10 protein-coding genes are annotated in these 16,497 nt (G+C 51.3%); 5 read left to right on the top strand and 5 right to left on the bottom strand.

The features are described from left to right. Nucleotides 1-15 precede the first annotated feature (15 nt). Nucleotides 16-1,317: an efflux RND transporter periplasmic adaptor subunit gene (locus CWE21_RS03255; protein ID WP_126833043.1), complete on the top strand. Its 1,302-nt coding sequence runs from the start codon at nt 16-18 to the stop codon at nt 1,315-1,317. Then, nucleotides 1,307-4,426, top strand: a complete 3,120-nt coding sequence (locus tag CWE21_RS03250; protein WP_126833042.1) for an efflux RND transporter permease subunit — start codon at nt 1,307-1,309, stop codon at nt 4,424-4,426. The genes CWE21_RS03255 and CWE21_RS03250 overlap by 11 nt, the downstream gene beginning before the upstream one ends. On the opposite strand, the gene CWE21_RS03245 is transcribed toward CWE21_RS03250, so the two are convergent. Continuing rightward, the gene (locus CWE21_RS03245) at nt 4,423-7,506 is read right to left on the bottom strand and encodes an efflux RND transporter permease subunit (RefSeq protein WP_126833041.1); all 3,084 of its coding nucleotides are present in this window, start codon (nt 7,504-7,506) and stop codon (nt 4,423-4,425) included. The two genes, CWE21_RS03250 and CWE21_RS03245, sit on opposite strands and share 4 nt — an antisense overlap. Continuing rightward, nucleotides 7,506-8,585, bottom strand: coding sequence for an efflux RND transporter periplasmic adaptor subunit (locus tag CWE21_RS03240; RefSeq protein WP_126833040.1), 1,080 nt, complete (start codon nt 8,583-8,585; stop codon nt 7,506-7,508). The genes CWE21_RS03245 and CWE21_RS03240 overlap by 1 nt, the downstream gene beginning before the upstream one ends. Nucleotides 8,586-8,793: 208 nt before the next feature. Between CWE21_RS03240 and CWE21_RS03235 the strand changes: the two genes are divergently transcribed. After that, nucleotides 8,794-9,702 carry a LysR family transcriptional regulator gene (locus tag CWE21_RS03235; RefSeq protein WP_126833039.1) on the top strand — a complete coding sequence of 303 codons (909 nt, stop codon included), beginning with the start codon at nt 8,794-8,796 and terminating at the stop codon, nt 9,700-9,702. Here the strand turns inward: CWE21_RS03235 and CWE21_RS03230 are convergent. After that, nucleotides 9,680-10,075: a hypothetical protein gene (locus CWE21_RS03230; protein ID WP_126833038.1), complete on the bottom strand. Its 396-nt coding sequence runs from the start codon at nt 10,073-10,075 to the stop codon at nt 9,680-9,682. The genes CWE21_RS03235 and CWE21_RS03230 overlap by 23 nt on opposite strands. Nucleotides 10,076-10,405: 330 nt before the next feature. Here CWE21_RS03230 and acnB point away from each other — a divergent pair, with 330 nt between their 5' ends. Then, nucleotides 10,406-12,994, top strand: coding sequence for a bifunctional aconitate hydratase 2/2-methylisocitrate dehydratase (gene acnB / locus CWE21_RS03225; RefSeq protein WP_126833037.1), 2,589 nt, complete (start codon nt 10,406-10,408; stop codon nt 12,992-12,994). 156 nt (nt 12,995-13,150) lie between these two features. Here the strand turns inward: acnB and CWE21_RS03220 are convergent, their stop codons facing one another. Beyond that, entirely contained in the window at nt 13,151-14,065 is a 915-nt protein-coding gene (locus tag CWE21_RS03220) for an ATP-grasp domain-containing protein (RefSeq protein ID WP_126833036.1), read from the bottom strand. A 118-nt stretch (nt 14,066-14,183) separates the two neighbouring features. On the opposite strand from CWE21_RS03220, the gene CWE21_RS03215 reads away from it, so the two are divergent. Next, a complete protein-coding gene (locus tag CWE21_RS03215; protein WP_126833035.1) occupies nt 14,184-14,561 on the top strand; it encodes a DUF4870 domain-containing protein in 378 nt (125 codons plus the stop codon). A 103-nt stretch (nt 14,562-14,664) separates the two neighbouring features. Here CWE21_RS03215 and CWE21_RS03210 read toward each other — a convergent pair whose 3' ends face one another. Next, entirely contained in the window at nt 14,665-16,452 is a 1,788-nt protein-coding gene (locus tag CWE21_RS03210) for a DUF885 domain-containing protein (RefSeq protein ID WP_241970209.1), read from the bottom strand. Nucleotides 16,453-16,497 lie beyond the last annotated feature (45 nt).

Below are 16,497 nucleotides of genomic sequence, written 5' to 3'. Positions count from 1 at the left end.
TTGCAGGAGTAATGTATGTTTTTATCTCGATGGATGGTGAGCCTGTTGGCTCTATTACTGGCGTTTAATGTCGTCGCACAAAGTGCCCACGCACAAGATCATGATCATAGCCAACATGGCAGTGAAACGACCGACATGACAGAAAAGACCCCAGCTGAAGAGCAGTTGATGGGTGAAGAAAATGCCGATGAACAGGTGCAATACGTGTGTCCGATGCACAGCCATATTGTGCGCGATGAACCCGGAACCTGTCCGATTTGTGGGATGGATTTAGAACCGCAGAAGCCGACAATAGAGATTCATGTCGAAATTAGCGGTCAGATGCAACAAAATCTGGGTATCACCACCACAACCGTTGCGCGCACGACCCTGTGGCGTTACCTCCCAACCCTTGCCACGGTGCAATGGAATGATGATGCACGTTGGCACATCCATACGCGTGCTGCGGGTTGGTTGGAGCAGTTATTTGTGCGCAGCGAAGGGCAGCGTGTCGCTAAAGGCGACCCTCTGTATAGCATCTACAGCAAAGAGCTAGTGGTCGCTCAGCAGGACTTTTTGCAAGCACTTGATGCGGCAAGTTCGCTTTCTGCACAACAGGCGAAGCGCTTATTACGCGACGGCCGTTTGCGCTTAGAGCTCTTGGGTTTCACTGCGGAACAAATCGCGCAACTCGAACAGAGCCAAGAGATCTTCTATCGCTTGCCAGTGCATGCCAAACAATCAGGTATTGTGACTGCTCTGAACGTTGCCGAGGGCATGTATGTAGAACCTGGAGTGGAGCTCTTAACGATTACCGGCGATGAGAGCGCATGGCTGATTGCCGACGTACCAGAGCGCTACAGTGACTGGCTACGCCCACAAGCTCCAGCGGATGTCACCCTGCCACAAGCGGGCCTCAATGCTTACGAAACCGAAATCGACTATATCTATCCTGAACTTGATGCGCAGGCGAAAACCCAGCGTGTGCGCATTAAATTACCGCAACGCGTCAATGCAACGGAAATTCAGGTCGGTATGCAAGCACGGGTTGAGCTCTACGGTGGTCCAAAGCGCGACGTGCTGGCCGTTCCGGTCAGTAGTCTTATCTTAACTGGCTCGACTAACCGAGTCGTGGTGCAAACCGCGGACAACACTTTCGAGCAACGTGATGTGCATGTTGGCTTAATCGTTGGCGATGAAGCGGAAATCATGCACGGCTTACAAGAAGGTGAGCGTGTGGTCACCTCAGGGCAGTTCCTGCTTGATTCAGAAGCGAGCTTAAAAGCGAGTCGCCTGGGTGGTCAACAGCCGGCAAGCGGAGGCGCCCATGCTCACTAAAATTATCGATTGGAGTCTCGGCAATCGCATGTTGGTGCTGATTGCCGCACTCTTCGCCGCTTGGTTTGGTTGGCGCGCTATGAGCAGTACACCGCTCGATGCCATTCCCGATTTGTCCGATGTCCAAGTGATCGTAAAGACCCCGTACCCAGGGCAAGCGCCGCAATTAGTCGAAGAGCAAGTCACATGGCCGTTAGCTAACTTGATGTTGGCAGTGCCTGGCTCGACCGAAGTGCGCGGTTTCTCGTTCTTTGGCGACTCGTATCTGTATATCTTATTCGAGGAAGGCACCGACATTTATTGGGCCCGCAGTCGTGTCTTGGAGTATTTAAATCAAGCCGCTGAACGTTTGCCTGCTGGCGTGACGCCACGTTTAGGACCTGATGCCAGCGGTGTGGGTTGGGTATTTCAGTATGCCCTGGTGGACCGTTCCGGTGAGCGGCATCTCGGTGAGCTGACAAGTCTACAAGATTGGTTCTTAAAGCAAGAGCTGCAAAGTGTCGCCGGGGTGGCCGAAGTCGCCACTGTCGGAGGTATGGTGCAAGCCTATCAAGTGGTGGTCGACCCTTATCGGTTGCAAACCTATGGCCTAACGCTTGAGCAAGTGCGCAGTACTATCACGAGCGCTAACCAAGAAGTCGGTGGCGGCATTGTTGAGATGGCAGAAGCTGAGTACATGGTGCGTGGCACAGGCTATATCCAGTCGCTTGACGATTTAAAGGAGCTGCCGTTACCCGTGCGGAGCAGCGCTGGCAATGCCATTACCTTAGCCGATGTCGCCACCGTGCGTCGTGGTCCTGAGAGTCGCCGTGGTATCGCCGAACTCGACGGCGAGGGTGAAGTCGTCGGCGGTATCGTAGTGATGCGCCATGGCGAGAATGCTCTTGCGACCATTGAACGTGTGCGCGATAAGCTCAAAACACTGCAGCAAGGTTTGCCTGCAGGGGTCGAAATCGTACCCACCTATGACCGCTCGGCTCTTATCCATCGCGCGGTGGACAATCTCACCACCAAACTCATCGAAGAGATGGTTTTTGTTGGCTTAGTGATTGTTTTGTTCTTGCTACACGTGCGCTCGGCGCTGGTTGTCATCATCACGCTGCCGTTAGCGGTGTTGATGAGTTTTATTGTCATGCGCTGGCTAGGGATCAACGCCAACATTATGAGTTTAGGTGGTATCGCGATTGCCATCGGGGCGCTTGTTGATGCTGCCATCGTGATGGTGGAAAACGCGCACAAGCATTTGCAGTACTATCGTGAAGAATATGGACAAGAAGCGAAAGGCGCGGAGCATTGGCGTTTGATTCGGAACGCCACGATTGAAGTGGGTCCTGCGCTGTTCTTGTCCTTGCTGATTATCACTCTCAGCTTTGTGCCGGTGTTCTCACTTGAGGCCCAAGAAGGTCGTCTGTTTTCGCCATTGGCTTATACCAAAACCTTCGCGATGGCTGCAGCAGCGTTACTAGCCATCACCTTAGTACCGGTGTTAATGGGCTATTTCGTGCGCGGCAAGATTATTAGCGAAGAGCGTAATCCCATCACTCGTGTGCTGATTTGGCTCTATCGCCCGTTTCTACATGGCGTCTTGAAGATGCCAAAAACAGTGGTAGTTATCGCTGTTTTAGTGACAGTAAGTGGTTACTATCCTCTGAGCAAAATGGGCAGTGAGTTTATGCCGACCATGCAAGAGGGTGACTTGCTATACATGCCGACCACGATGCCAGGTATCAGCCCTGGCGCTGTGTCTGAACTGTTGCAACGTACCGACCGCCTAATCAAGCAGGTGCCTGAAGTCGAGCGCGTGTTCGGCAAAACCGGTCGTGCGGATACGGCGACGGACCCAGCGCCGCTGACTATGCTTGAAACCACGATTCAGCTTAAGCCTGAGAGTGAGTGGCGAGAAGGTGTGACCTTGCAAGACATCATTGCGGAGCTTGATGCCACAGTGAATGTACCGGGCATCACCAATGCTTGGGTGCAGCCGATCAAGACCCGTATCGACATGCTATCGACAGGGTTAAAGACGCCGCTGGGGCTAAAAATTGCGGGTCCAGAGTTGAGTGAAATCCAGCGCATAGGCAGTGACTTAGAAGAGCGCTTGGCGGACATTCCTGGCGTCGCATCGGTATTCGCTGAGCGCCCAGCAGCAGGACGCTATTTGGAAATTCGCCCGCGTCTGGCGGAAGCAGCGCGTTATGGCATTGATCAAGCAAGCATTCAACGTTTGATCCAGTTCGCCATTGGTGGCGCGCAGATTGCCGAGACCATCGAAGGGACGGAACGTTATCCGATCACCTTACGGTATCCGCGTGAGTTACGTGATCATGTTGAGCGGATCAAACAGCTACCGCTAATGAGCGCCAATGGCGCTTGGGTGACCTTGGAACAGGTTGCGGATGTGAATGTGACCGATGGTCCTGCCATGATCCGTAGTGAGAATGCGCGTCCAACGGGATGGGTGTTCATCGATGTTGACGCCAATACCCCAGTGGGTGACGTGATTGCCGCCGCGGAGCCAGCACTGGCCGACTATGAGTTACCCGCGCGTTACTCATTGTCATGGTCAGGGCAATACGAGTCGATGCAACGGGTGAAAGCGAAGTTGCAACAAGTCGTTCCGGCCACGCTTGCGGTGATTCTGGTATTACTTTACCTGACCTTCCGCTCCTTTAAACAAGCGCTACTCATCATGGCGACGTTGCCGCTCGCTCTTACCGGTAGCCTGTGGTTCCTCTGGTGGCTTGGCTACAATCTATCGATTGCGGTCGGCGTGGGCATGATTGCTCTTGCTGGGGTTGCAGCGGAGTTCGGCGTGGTGATGTTGCTCTATCTCAACAACGCGTGGCATGCGCGCAAGGAGCGCAATCATGCACAGCTTTACGATGCCATTGAAGAAGGTGCGGTACTACGTGTGCGTCCGAAGGCCATGACGGTGATCACTATCGTCGCTGGCTTACTACCGATTATGTTGACGCATGGTACGGGTAGTGAGGTAATGCAACGCATCGCCGCACCGATGATTGGCGGCATGATATTAGCGCCGTTGCTGTCCTTGTTCGTGTTACCGGCGGTCTATTACTTATGGCACCGCCGGCAATTGAAGGACTAGTTTTCGGTCGTCGTGTGAGGTACGCGCATCACCAGCGCGTACATCACCGGTACCACCACCAGGGTTAGCAAGGTAGCAAAGCCGAGGCCGAACATAATAACCACGGCCATACTGACGAAGAAGTCATCAAACAGCAGCGGTATCATCCCGACAATGGTGGTGACCGCTGCCATCATTACCGGTCGTACCCGGCTGACCGCAGCGTCTTCAAGCGCCTGTAAGGCAGGCTTACCCGCGGCTAATTCAACGCGGATCTGTTCCAACAACACCACGCCATTTTTAATCAACATGCCGCTGAGGCTTAAGAAACCAAGCAGCGCCATAAAGCCAAACGGTTGACCGGTCAGCGCTAGACCTAGGGTTACCCCGATCACGCTCAATGGCACCGTAGTCCACAGTACACCGGCTTGGCGAATCGAACTGAACAGCAATACGGTAATAACGAACATCACTACAAAGGCAAAGGGCAGCGCTTGGAAGATAGCGCTGGTAGCCTTTTTCGAGGCCTCAAACTCACCGCCCCATTCGAGGGCGTAGCCGGTCGGCAGGGGAATTGCTTCAATGTCCGGACGGATACGCTCAAGCACCATGGCAGCGGTCTCTTCGCCAAAAATATCATGGTCAGCCATGACCGTGAGGGTACGCTTACGGTCGCGGCGCAAGATCAGGTGGTCTTCAGCGACCAGTTGCATGTCGTTAACCACTTGCGCGAGAGGAATCGAACGCTGCAGAGCTTGTGAATAAACTTGTAATTCATGCCAATCGGCAATCTCGCGACGTTCTTCAAGCGGCGCTTGTACCACTATAGGAAGAAGCTCCGTGCCATCGCGGAAAACCCCAACGGTTTGGCCACTGAAATTACGCTTCAAGACATCGTTGACATCCGCCTTGGTGACGCCCAAACGGCGTGCGGCGGCTTCGTTGAATTCAGGCTGTAACACTTTGGTGCGCTGGCGCCAGTCGTTGCGCAGATTATAAATGCCGGCGTCTTTGCGCATAATTGCTTCAGCCTCTGCCGCCAATTGATGCAGTACCTCAGGATCAGGGCCACTAAAGCGCGCCTCTATTTTCGCTGTCTGTGACGGCCCCATTTCAACCGGTTTCATTTTGAATTGCACATCGGGCTGCTGTTGTTGCAAATAGGCGGTGAGATCTCTGTCGATTTGCCGCAGTTGCTCATTGTTATCGGCACGCAATATCAGCTGAGCATAGCTTTCATAGGACTTTTCAACCATATAGGTCAGGGTAAACCGCGGCGCACCTTGACCAATGGTACTGGCGACATAGGTAAGCTCCGGATGTTCTTTTTTAAGGTAGTCTTCGAGCTCGGTCACTTGCGCCGCAGTGGCGCGAATATCGGTGCCTTGCGGGTACCAGACATCGACAAACAGCATCGGCGTGGTTGATGGCGGAAAGAACGATTGCTTGATCGTGGTAAAACCGACACCCGCGAGGACGAGCAGGGTCAGCATGCCCACCATGGTCAACTTACGCCATTTCAGGAACACATTTAAAAAGCGGCGGTAGCCACGGAAAACCCAATGCTGATAAACATGGTCGTCATCTTCCGGCTGTTCCTTGGCGCTGCGTGCGCGGGCATCACGGCGATACAAAATATTACCTAAAAAGGGCGTCAGTGTGATGGCGGTAAACCAGCTCAAAAACAGCGAAATAAACAGCACCCAAAACAGCGAATTGGCATATTCACCACTGGCGTCTTTCGACAAACCGATAGGCGCGAAGGCAATAACGGCAACGGCGGTGGCACCCAATAGCGGCCAGATATTTTGTTGCACAATAACGCTGGCGGCTTGGATGCGCGACAAACCGCGTCGTACACCGACCAGCATGCCTTCCGCTATGACAATAGCGTTATCCACCAGCATACCAAGAGCAATAATTAAGGCGCCGAGCGATACGCGCTGCAGCTGGATATCCATGAGATACATGAAGATAAAGCTGCCGAGTACAGTGATCAGCAACACACCACCGATCAGTACGCCGCTGCGTAAGCCCATGGTTAAAAGCAGGGCAATAACGACGATAGCAACCGCTTCGGCCAAGTTGAGTAAGAAGTTCTGCACTGATTCATCAACCTCGGCGGGCTGATTATAAATGTAGCGCCACTCCATGCCGGCGGGCTGTGCATACTTGAGCTCACTGAGTCGTTGCTCGACGCGTTGGCCGACCTCGACCACGTTAACGTCAGAGGTAAACGAAATTCCGAGCCATAATGAGTCTTCCCCATTGAAGCGCACGAGGTGGCTGGGGATTTCTTGATAATCGCGTTTCACCGTGGCCACGTCTTTCAAGAGTATACGTTCGTTGGCTCCGGGATTACTAATCATCAAGTTAGCGAGGTCGGCTACTTCGGCAAACTCACCGGTGGTGTGTAAACGAATTCGCTCGCTACCACTCAATACGCGGCCCGCATCACTGACGGCATTCTGTGTTTGCAACAAGTTCACGACTTGCTGTGGTGCGATGCCAAAGTTCGCCAGCTTGGTACGGGATATCTCGACGATGACTTGCTCTTGTTGCTCACCCGCAACAGTGACTTTGCCAACACCGTCAACCAGCACTAACTCACGACGCAGAAAATCAGTGTAATCTTTGATGTCTTCATAGCTGTAGCCCTCTCCGGTAATAGCAAGCATAATGCCGTAAACGTCGGCGAAATCATCGCGCACCATGGGCTGCCCAGCACCAGGGGGCAGGCGCCGGCTTACGTCATTTACCTTACGGCGAAGCTCATCCCAGATCTGCGGCATATCATCGGCACGCAGCGTCGTTTTCATGTCCACCGTAATTTGGCTTAAGCCCGGTTTCGAGATTGAACTTACATGGTCAATGTCACCGAGCTCTTGAATGGCGTTCTCAAGGCGATAGGTGACCTCTTCTTCCACTTGTTGCGCAGTGGCGCCCGGGTAGGTCGTGATGACCATGGCCTTTTTGAGGGTGAATTCTGGGTCTTCGAGTCGGCCAATGCTAGTAAGTGCTAACACACCGCCGACAAACAGCAGAATAAGCAACATCCAACTGGTAGTGCTGCGACGTATACTAAAGCGTGCGATATCCATTACAGACCGCGCTCCTTCACCCAAGGGCGAACTTTTTGCCCGTCACGCAAGGCATGGACACCCGCCACGACCACCTGCTCGCCGGCGCGCAGACCGGCGGTAATTTCAATTGCCTCACCGGTGACACTGCCGGTGCTTACTTGTCGTTGGCTAACTTGCTGGCTCTCTGGGTCAAAGACCCAAACCCGCGGCTCAGCTTCAGGGGTTTCGGTGGTAGCCGAAAATACTGCACTGGTAGGCACGTAGACACCGTCGGCAGGCTTGTTGGAAACCGCACCTGAGTCGACACGAACAGATGCGGACATGCCGGGGAGCACGTTAAAGTCTTGCGGCGTCGGCATGGTGAACACGACTTTGTAGGTATTGGTTGCTGGGTCAGCGGTGGAATCCCATTCTTTTAGCTGCGCGCGATAAACTTTTTCCGGCTGCGCGGTAAAGCGCACCTCCGGTTGGTAGTCAGTGCGGCGCTGCACACGAGCAAATAGTTGCTCTGGCACATTAATACTTATGTCGATGGCTTCATCCATTTGCAAGGTCGCAATAGGCCGTTGGGGTTGCACGGTTTCGAAGTTTTCGACGAAAACATGGGCAATAGTGCCGGCAAAAGGAGCACGCAGCTCGGTGTAGTTAAGATTGGCTTTGGCCGTTTCTAGATTGGCACGCGACACCTCAAGGTTGGCTTTCACCTCATCGAATTGCTGCGGCGAAATCACTCCTTCATCAACGAGGTTCTTGGTGCGCTGATACTGTGCGTTGGCTAATTCAAAGCGTGCCTGAGCTTGATCGACCACGAGCTGGTAGTCCTTCGGATCGAGCTTCGCTATTAAATCACCCTGTTGTACCTGCACGCCAGGCTGCCCCGGAAATTGAGTTATCTCACCGGCCACCCGAAATGCAACCTGCGCAACTTGCGCAGCCTCAATCACCGCCGGAAATTCGCGAAAACGCTCATTGCTGGCGCTACCTACCGTGTACAGCTTTACTGGCTGCACCACCTCTTCGCGTTCTTGCTGCGCTGGTGCCTCGCTGCATGCGGCTAACGTGCACAAGCTAAAAAGTAGGACTAAGTTTCGAACCATGAACTTCCCCTGCATCGGTCATGCGATTTAATGCTTGTTAGTTTAGTCGCTTAAAATGTAAAGTAACACTGAATAAAAATTAAAAAGAAGATAAGAAAAGTTTAGAAAGCGTTGTTTGCTATTTGATGTTTGCACGCTCACTTCGTTCGCTTTTTGTTTAAACAAACAACAAACAGCGAATAGCAAACAACGCCTTTTCGGGATTACCATGAAATTAAGTCAGTTAGAAATGCTAGTGCTGCTCGCCGAGACCGGCTCGGTGCAGGGCGTATCTGAGCGCATGCATCGGACCCAGGCAGCGATCAGCATGGCATTGAAGAATCTCGAGGAAGATGTCGGCTTTCCGCTGTTTGACCGTAGCGGTTATCGCTTGAACTTGTCGCCGCAGGGGCGGCAGTTTTTGCGTCAAGCGCGCGAGGTGGTAAAACAACAGCAGCGCCTTCATTCTCTGGCCTCGCAGCTGCAAACCGGGGCCGAGCCTCAATTACGGCTTACCTACGACTATACCTGTGCACCGTCAGTGCTTTTTGCCGCCATTAAGCAAGTGCAGAATTCCTACCCAGCGACCGAGCTGCTGCTGAGTGGCGACTCACAATTGCGGGCTTTGCGGCGTATTCGTGAAGGTGAGGCTGAGCTGGCATTGTGCCCATGGTTACCAATCTTTCGCCAGCATGGTGACTTTGAAACGGTGCGCGTGCGCCCATTTGAGCTATTGGTGGTTTGTTCACCGATGCTGCTGGAGGGTTTAGCATTGAATCGTTTGCAGCGACAAGATTTGTTGGAGCTGCCGATGTTGATACCACAAGATCAAGATATTGGTATCGATTTGGACAAGATCATGCGCATGCCAGGTCAGCAGCGTATTCGCGTGAATGACTCAATTACCCAGCGCGAATTGCTGCTGGCAGGCATGGGCTGGGGCATTATTCCAAGCGACCTTGTTGGCGATGCATTACAACGGCATGCGCTCGAGCGCATCGATATTCCTGGTTTTATGACCCACGTGAACCTCGAGGTTCACCTTGTGCGCTCCGCGGAACGTATCGCTGGTCCCGCGGAAGAGCTTATCTGGCGTCACTTTAGTGGCAACGCACTTAAAGGTAAGCGCGCGCTTTAAAGCTCGGCAATAGGGTAATGACGGCTTCGACATCCCATGTTGCTGCAGATGGGTTGCTACCACCGACACTCGCAAATAGTGCGTAGCCTTGCAGTTCTGCGCCAGTTCGCGCGAGCGCCGCAGCGATATCGGCATCACGGCTTACCAGCATGTCCGACATAATGTCTTGCTGCGCCAATTGAATATCTTGCGCGATGCTGCCAGCGAAGTTTTCTACCTTATAGGTGTACTTATAAACTTGCTGTGCCTGCACAGCAGGTTGCCGTGCGCTATCGTCTTGCGTGATTGAGTTAGCCATTGCGCTGGCGCTAAAGCCAAGCACTAAAGCTGTGGTACATAAGGTTTTTACTACTTTGTTGGTGCGTGTTTTCATAGTTAGGTCCCCCCGTTCGACCTGTATATTAAGATAGCTCTAAGACGTAAAAGGTTTATGTCAGCTATATATTTTTTCGTCACCAACTGTAAGCAGATGTAAAAACACGAAAAACGATGTTTGCTATTCGCTGTTTGTTCTTTGTTTAAACCAACAGCGAACATCGAACATCGAACATCGAACATCAAACAACGCTCTTATTCATGCTGTTTATGCTAAAGATTAGGTTTTATGTCGCTGTATGAATTTTAATTAGCCCGCAAAACCCCTATAATTGCGCCCAAAATTTTCACCCCTAATTTCATCCGCATAGCAAAGTAGAGGTAATCTGTGCTGCAAGACTATCGTAAGCATGTTGAAGAGCGCGCTGCTGAAGGCATCCCACCGAAGCCATTAACTCCAGAGCAAGTCGCTGATCTCGTAGAATTATTGAAGAACCCACCAGCTGGCGAAGAAGCTTTCTTGGTTGAGTTGTTGTCTGAGCGTGTACCGCCAGGTGTTGATGAAGCTGCTTATGTTAAAGCTGGTTTCTTATCTGCCATCGTCAAAGGCGAAGCATCAAGCCCAGTGATTAGCAAGCAAGACGCTGTGAAATTGCTAGGTAACATGCACGGTGGTTACAACATCGTGACCTTGGTTGAGCTGCTTGATGACGCTGAACTAGGTGAATTAGCTGCCTACGAACTGAAGCACACCTTGCTCATGTTCGACGCCTTCCACGATGTGGAAGAAAAAATGAAAGCCGGCAATGCGTTGGCGAAAGAAGTTGTGGAATCATGGGCTGCTGGTGAGTGGTTCACGAGCCGCAATGAAATGCCAGAGCAAATCAAAGCCAGCGTATTCAAGGTAACTGGCGAAACCAACACTGACGACTTGTCGCCTGCGCCAGACGCATGGTCGCGCCCAGATATTCCTTTGCACGCAAAAGCCATGTACAAAATGCCGCGCGAAGGCGTGACTGACGCAGCGAAGCAAATTGAAGAACTAAAAGAGAAGGGTCACCCAGTTGCATTTGTAGGTGACGTTGTCGGTACCGGTTCTTCACGTAAATCAGCGACCAACTCTGTGTTGTGGTACATCGGTGAAGACATGCCAGGTACACCAAACAAGCGTGCTGGCGGCATCTGTATTGGTGGTAAGGTTGCGCCAATCTTCTTCAATACCATGAAAGACGCTGGTGCGTTGGTGTTTGAAGCTGACGTCGAAAAAATGAACATGGGCGATGTGATCACAATCTTCCCATATGAAGGCAAAATCGAAAACGAAGCGGGCGAAGTGATTGCTGAGTACGACTACGCGTCACGCGTCATTCTTGACGAAGTGCGTGCGGGCGGTCGTATCAACTTGATCATCGGTCGTGGTTTGACTGAAAAAGCACGTGAAGCTCTGGGCATGGGTCCATCGGACTTGTTCCTTAAGCCTGAGCAACCGGCTGATTCTGGCAAGGGTTATACCTTGGCACAGAAGATGGTAGGTAAAGCTTGTGGTATGGAAGGCGTGCGTCCAGGGACTTACTGTGAACCGAAGATGACGACTGTGGGCTCGCAAGATACCACCGGTCCAATGACCCGTGACGAGTTGAAAGACTTGGCATGCTTGGGCTTCACTGCCGATTTGACCATGCAGTCATTCTGTCACACGGCTGCGTATCCGAAGCCAGTGGACATCGATACTCAGCACACGCTGCCTGATTTCATCATGAACCGTGGCGGTGTATCGCTGCGTCCAGGCGACGGTATCATCCACAGCTGGTTGAACCGTATGTTGCTGCCAGACACTGTCGGTACTGGCGGTGACTCGCACACGCGTTTCCCATTAGGTATCTCATTCCCAGCGGGTTCAGGCTTGGTTGCTTTCGCAGCTGCCACTGGCGTTATGCCATTGGATATGCCTGAATCGGTACTTGTGCGCTTTAAAGGCGAAATGCAGCCGGGCATCACCTTACGTGATTTGGTTCACGCGATTCCTGCGTTTGCGATTAAGCAAGGCTTGTTGACCGTTGAAAAGCGCGGCAAGAAAAACGCGTTCTCAGGTCGTATCTTGGAAATCGAAGGTCTTGATCACCTGACCGTTGAACAAGCGTTTGAGCTTTCTGACGCCTCAGCTGAGCGTTCTGCTGCGGGTTGTACGATTAACCTTTCTGAAGAGTCAGTGGCTGAATACCTACGCTCGAACATCACCATGCTGCGTTGGATGATCAACGAAGGCTACGGTGACGTGCGTACCCTTGAGCGCCGTGCCCGTAAGATGGAAGAGTGGTTAGCCAACCCATCGTTGATGCGTGCTGATGCTGATGCAGAATATGCAGAAGTCATTGAAATCGACTTGGCTGAAATCAAAGAGCCAATCGTTTGCTGCCCGAACGATCCAGACGACGCGAAGTTCTTAAGCGAAGTTGCTGGCGACAAAGTTGACGAAGTCTTCATCGGCTCGTGCATGACCAACATCGGTCACTTCCGTGCGGCGGGTAAGTTGCTCGAGAAGAACTCTGATCCGTTAAACACGCGTCTGTGGATTGCACCACCGACCAAGATGGACGAAGCACAACTGCGTGAAGAAGGTTACTACAACATCTACGCTAACAACGGCGTGCGCACCGAAATGCCAGGTTGTTCACTGTGTATGGGTAACCAAGCCCGTGTTGAACCAGGTGCGACCGTGTTGTCGACCTCAACGCGTAACTTCCCGAACCGCTTGGGCGATGGCGCAAATGTTTACCTGACCTCTGCCGAACTCGCAGCGGTGGGCGCTATCTTAGGCAAATTGCCAACGCCAGCGGAGTACATGGAATACGCAGCTGACATCAACGCCATGGCTGGCGAGGTTTATAAGTACTTAAACTTCGACCAAATGGCGGACTTCCGTGCCGCGGAAGATGCTGCGAAGCAGAACATTATTCCGACCATCGAAGTGGCATAATATATCGCAATTGATATATTTATATCTCTTTAAGCATAAAGCGCGACCTCACCGTCGCGCTTTTTTTATGCTTGCATTAGAGAGGGCAGCCCTCCCTCATGCTCCTATTTGCGGGCCGACCTCTGCCCTAGGGATATTAGCGGCGAGTGGTGTACGTTAAATCTCGATCAATCGTGGATCTTTTATATGGGTGTAGAGCGTGCCGATAACAGCAGCGAAAAAGGGGATATTGAGAGAATAATTGATGGTGTCAGTGTGAACGAAATTTGCTTTTGAATTAATTTCAATAAGTGTTGGATTGTGGTGTTTATCGAACAGCAGATCAATCCCTAATAATCCGTACTCACGGGTTGAACTGGCAGCAATAAGCTCGCTTAGAACAGGTTTTAATAAGCTTATCTTTTGTTTGAGCTGGGCCAATTTTAATTCGAAGTTGGGTAATTCAGCCGTGCGCATCATTTTTATCGCGCTGCCGACTTCTGTATAACCGCTATGATCAACTTGAACTGCAAAGTCCGTTGCATTTTCAGAGTAGGGCACGCTGTGAATCATTACGAAGCCGTCGTCAAATAGAAAAACGCGCTTGTCATAAATCAGCACGTACGCTCGAGCGGTGTATTTATGCGCATTAATTAATTCTATGCCAGCTACTTGTTCCTGAATGATGTGATGAGGAGGCAATTGGAATTCAACAAGTTCCTGCGCAGTTAAACATTGAATCCCTTTCCCACTGGTAGAACAGGTCGGCTTAATAAACCAGATTTTATTCGTAGCGTTTGGGGAGTCTAGTGCATCGGATACCGACGTGAAACTTGCTGGAAATAAATCACTTATATTTAAGGAGTTGATTTTACTTGCGATAAAACCTTTGTTGTCGTATTTCTGTAGGGTCGGATAATGAAGTAGGCGAAAAAAAGCTTCGGTGATTTCTGGATGCTCGCCATAATAATTATCCCAATAACTAAAAGGGCGCAGGTGAGAGAAAAATAACAACTTGCCTGCTACTTTAATAAAAGCAGCATCGACAATTCTGCGCGCGCGGTTGCAAAAAATCGTGGGTTGAGCAGGCATAGTTTTGCTGATACAAGTTGTTAGTTAATAGCCTATGCTAGGCATAGAATTAAAAGCTAGCAACCAAAAGCATCGATAAAATAATGATCTAAATAAAATAAATAAAAGGAACTAGAAAATGGAAAACGTACAGGAAACAACTGTTATTACCGGACCGAGCAAAGACGAACGTACTTTTGCTATGTTGCTGCACCTTTCACAATTCTTGGGCTACATCATTCCGTTTGCCGGTTTTATTGCACCGTTGGTCATGTGGCTTATCAAAAAAGACGAAAGTGCTTATATCGATGCTCACGGTAAGGTTGTCTTTAACTGGATTATTTCAGCGTTTATATGGGGAATTATCGGGGCCATCTTAACTTTCGTGGTTATTGGTATCTTCATCCTCATTGCTCTGGCTATTTGCCATATCGTGTTTGCTATCGTGGGTGCGATACGAGCTAACGACGGTGTCATCCAAAATTACCCGCTAACCATCAAGTTCTTCAACGTTTAACAATTGCTATAACCCCCAAGCCCCGCAAGGCCTAGAAGCTAGCATGAGGGAGGGCTGCCCTCTCTCATGCTAGTCAAAAAAGGGGGGCGTCTGCCCCCCGGGGTTAGAGTTGCGAGTCGATCCAGTTGCGGATTTCTGTTTCGAGGACGTCGAGCGGGATGCTGCCGTTCTTCAATACTTGGTAGTGGAACTCACGCAGGTCAAACTTGCCACCCAAGGTTTCTTCGGCTTCACGACGCAGTGAGCGGATCAGCATTTCACCCAACTTATACGACAGGGCTTGTCCAGGCCAGGTGATGTAGCGGTCGATTTCGGTACGTACGTTGTGCAAGCTCAGAGCAGTGTTTGAGGCCATAAAGTCCATGGCTTTCTCACGACTCCAGCCCATTGAATGCATGCCGGTGTCGACGACTAAGCGTGCGGCGCGCCACATTTCATAGCTCAAGCGGCCGAAGTTGCTGTACGGGTCCTGGTAGAAACCGGCTTCAAGCCCCAGCCACTCTGAATACAAGCCCCAGCCTTCACCGAAGGCGGAGATGTAGGTGCGTTGGCGATAAGAAGGAACGCCCTCCATTTCGCGCGCTAGAGCATTTTGCAAGTGATGGCCTGGAACAGCCTCGTGCAAGGTCAAAGCTTCCAATTGATACAGCGGACGACGGTCCAACGCATAGGTGTTCACCCAATAAAAACTGGCGCGGTCGTCACGCGAGGTGCCGGCGTAACGGCCAGTGGTGTACTTCGGTGCAATTTCCGCGGGCACTGGTGCAACGCCATAAGGCTGGCGCGGCAATAATTTAAAGAACTTCGGCAATTCGCCGTCCATGCGCTTCGAAATATAGGAAGCTTCTTTAAGTAGCTCTTCCGCTGTTTCGGGATAAAACCGAGGGTCGGTCCGTAAAAACTCAACAAAGGCATCAAAGTCACCTTCAAATCCTGTTGACTCAATCACCTGCATCATTTCATTACGAATACGTGCGACTTCAGTTAACCCGCGCTCGTGGATCTCTTCTGGCGTTAACGCCAACGTCGTAAAGTGCTCGATACGATTCTGATAATAGGCATCACCGTTTGGCAAAAATGAGGCGCCAATGGTTTCGCGGCAATTAGGCAAGTACTCCATCACCATAAAGTCGAAATAGCTCTGATAAGCGGGAATGACTTGCTCGTCGATGACCGCTGCAGCCTGTGCTTGTAATTCAGCCCACTGTGCGTCGGTGATAAAATTAGGTTGTGAACGCAAAGGCTCATAGAAAACACTTTCTTCTGGAGCCTGCACAATAAATGCAGCAATGCTGTCTTCAAAGCCAACCATCGATGCGCGTGGTTGGGTATACCCTTCAGCCAAGCCACGCTCTAACCAAGCCGTTTGCTCGGTCATGTAGCGGGGAATGGTACCTAATTTGGCAACATAGTTTTGGTAGTCTTCGTAACTGCGTAGCGCAGTGTTGCGAACCATAAATGATAGCGAGCTATGAAAGCCACCTTCGGCATTTAATGGCATGTAATGCTCATTAAAATCGTAGGCATCGACTTCATTTTGCAGACGATAGGTGAGCATGCGCCAATTAATGTACTCTTCACGCGATAGGGCTGCGGTATCAATGTCTTTCAACTCATTGAGCCATGCGCGCTGCTGCTCGGCGCGGGCGGCGACAGCTTCCGGAGTCATCGAAGGTAAGCTAGCCGCTGAGTTTTCACTGCCAACTGGGTTCTGCATGCCTTCCCACACCCGCGTGGCGACCTCGGTAAAGCGCGCATCTTCGCTCATAACCTGCACCGAAGAAGCGCTGTCGGACTGCGCTGAAGAGCCCGTGGTCGCGGCACAGCCGCCCAAAACCATAGCCAATGATGCCGCCATTAAAGTAGTTGTAAAACGCCGTGAAGCTCCCATAATAACTCCGCTTAATTTATGATTTTTTTCGAGTAAACTTTGCTA

This window comes from Pseudidiomarina aquimaris (assembly GCF_003987395.1).
Classification (GTDB): domain Bacteria; phylum Pseudomonadota; class Gammaproteobacteria; order Enterobacterales; family Alteromonadaceae; genus Pseudidiomarina; species Pseudidiomarina aquimaris.
This window is presented reverse-complemented; position numbering and strand designations above follow the sequence as displayed.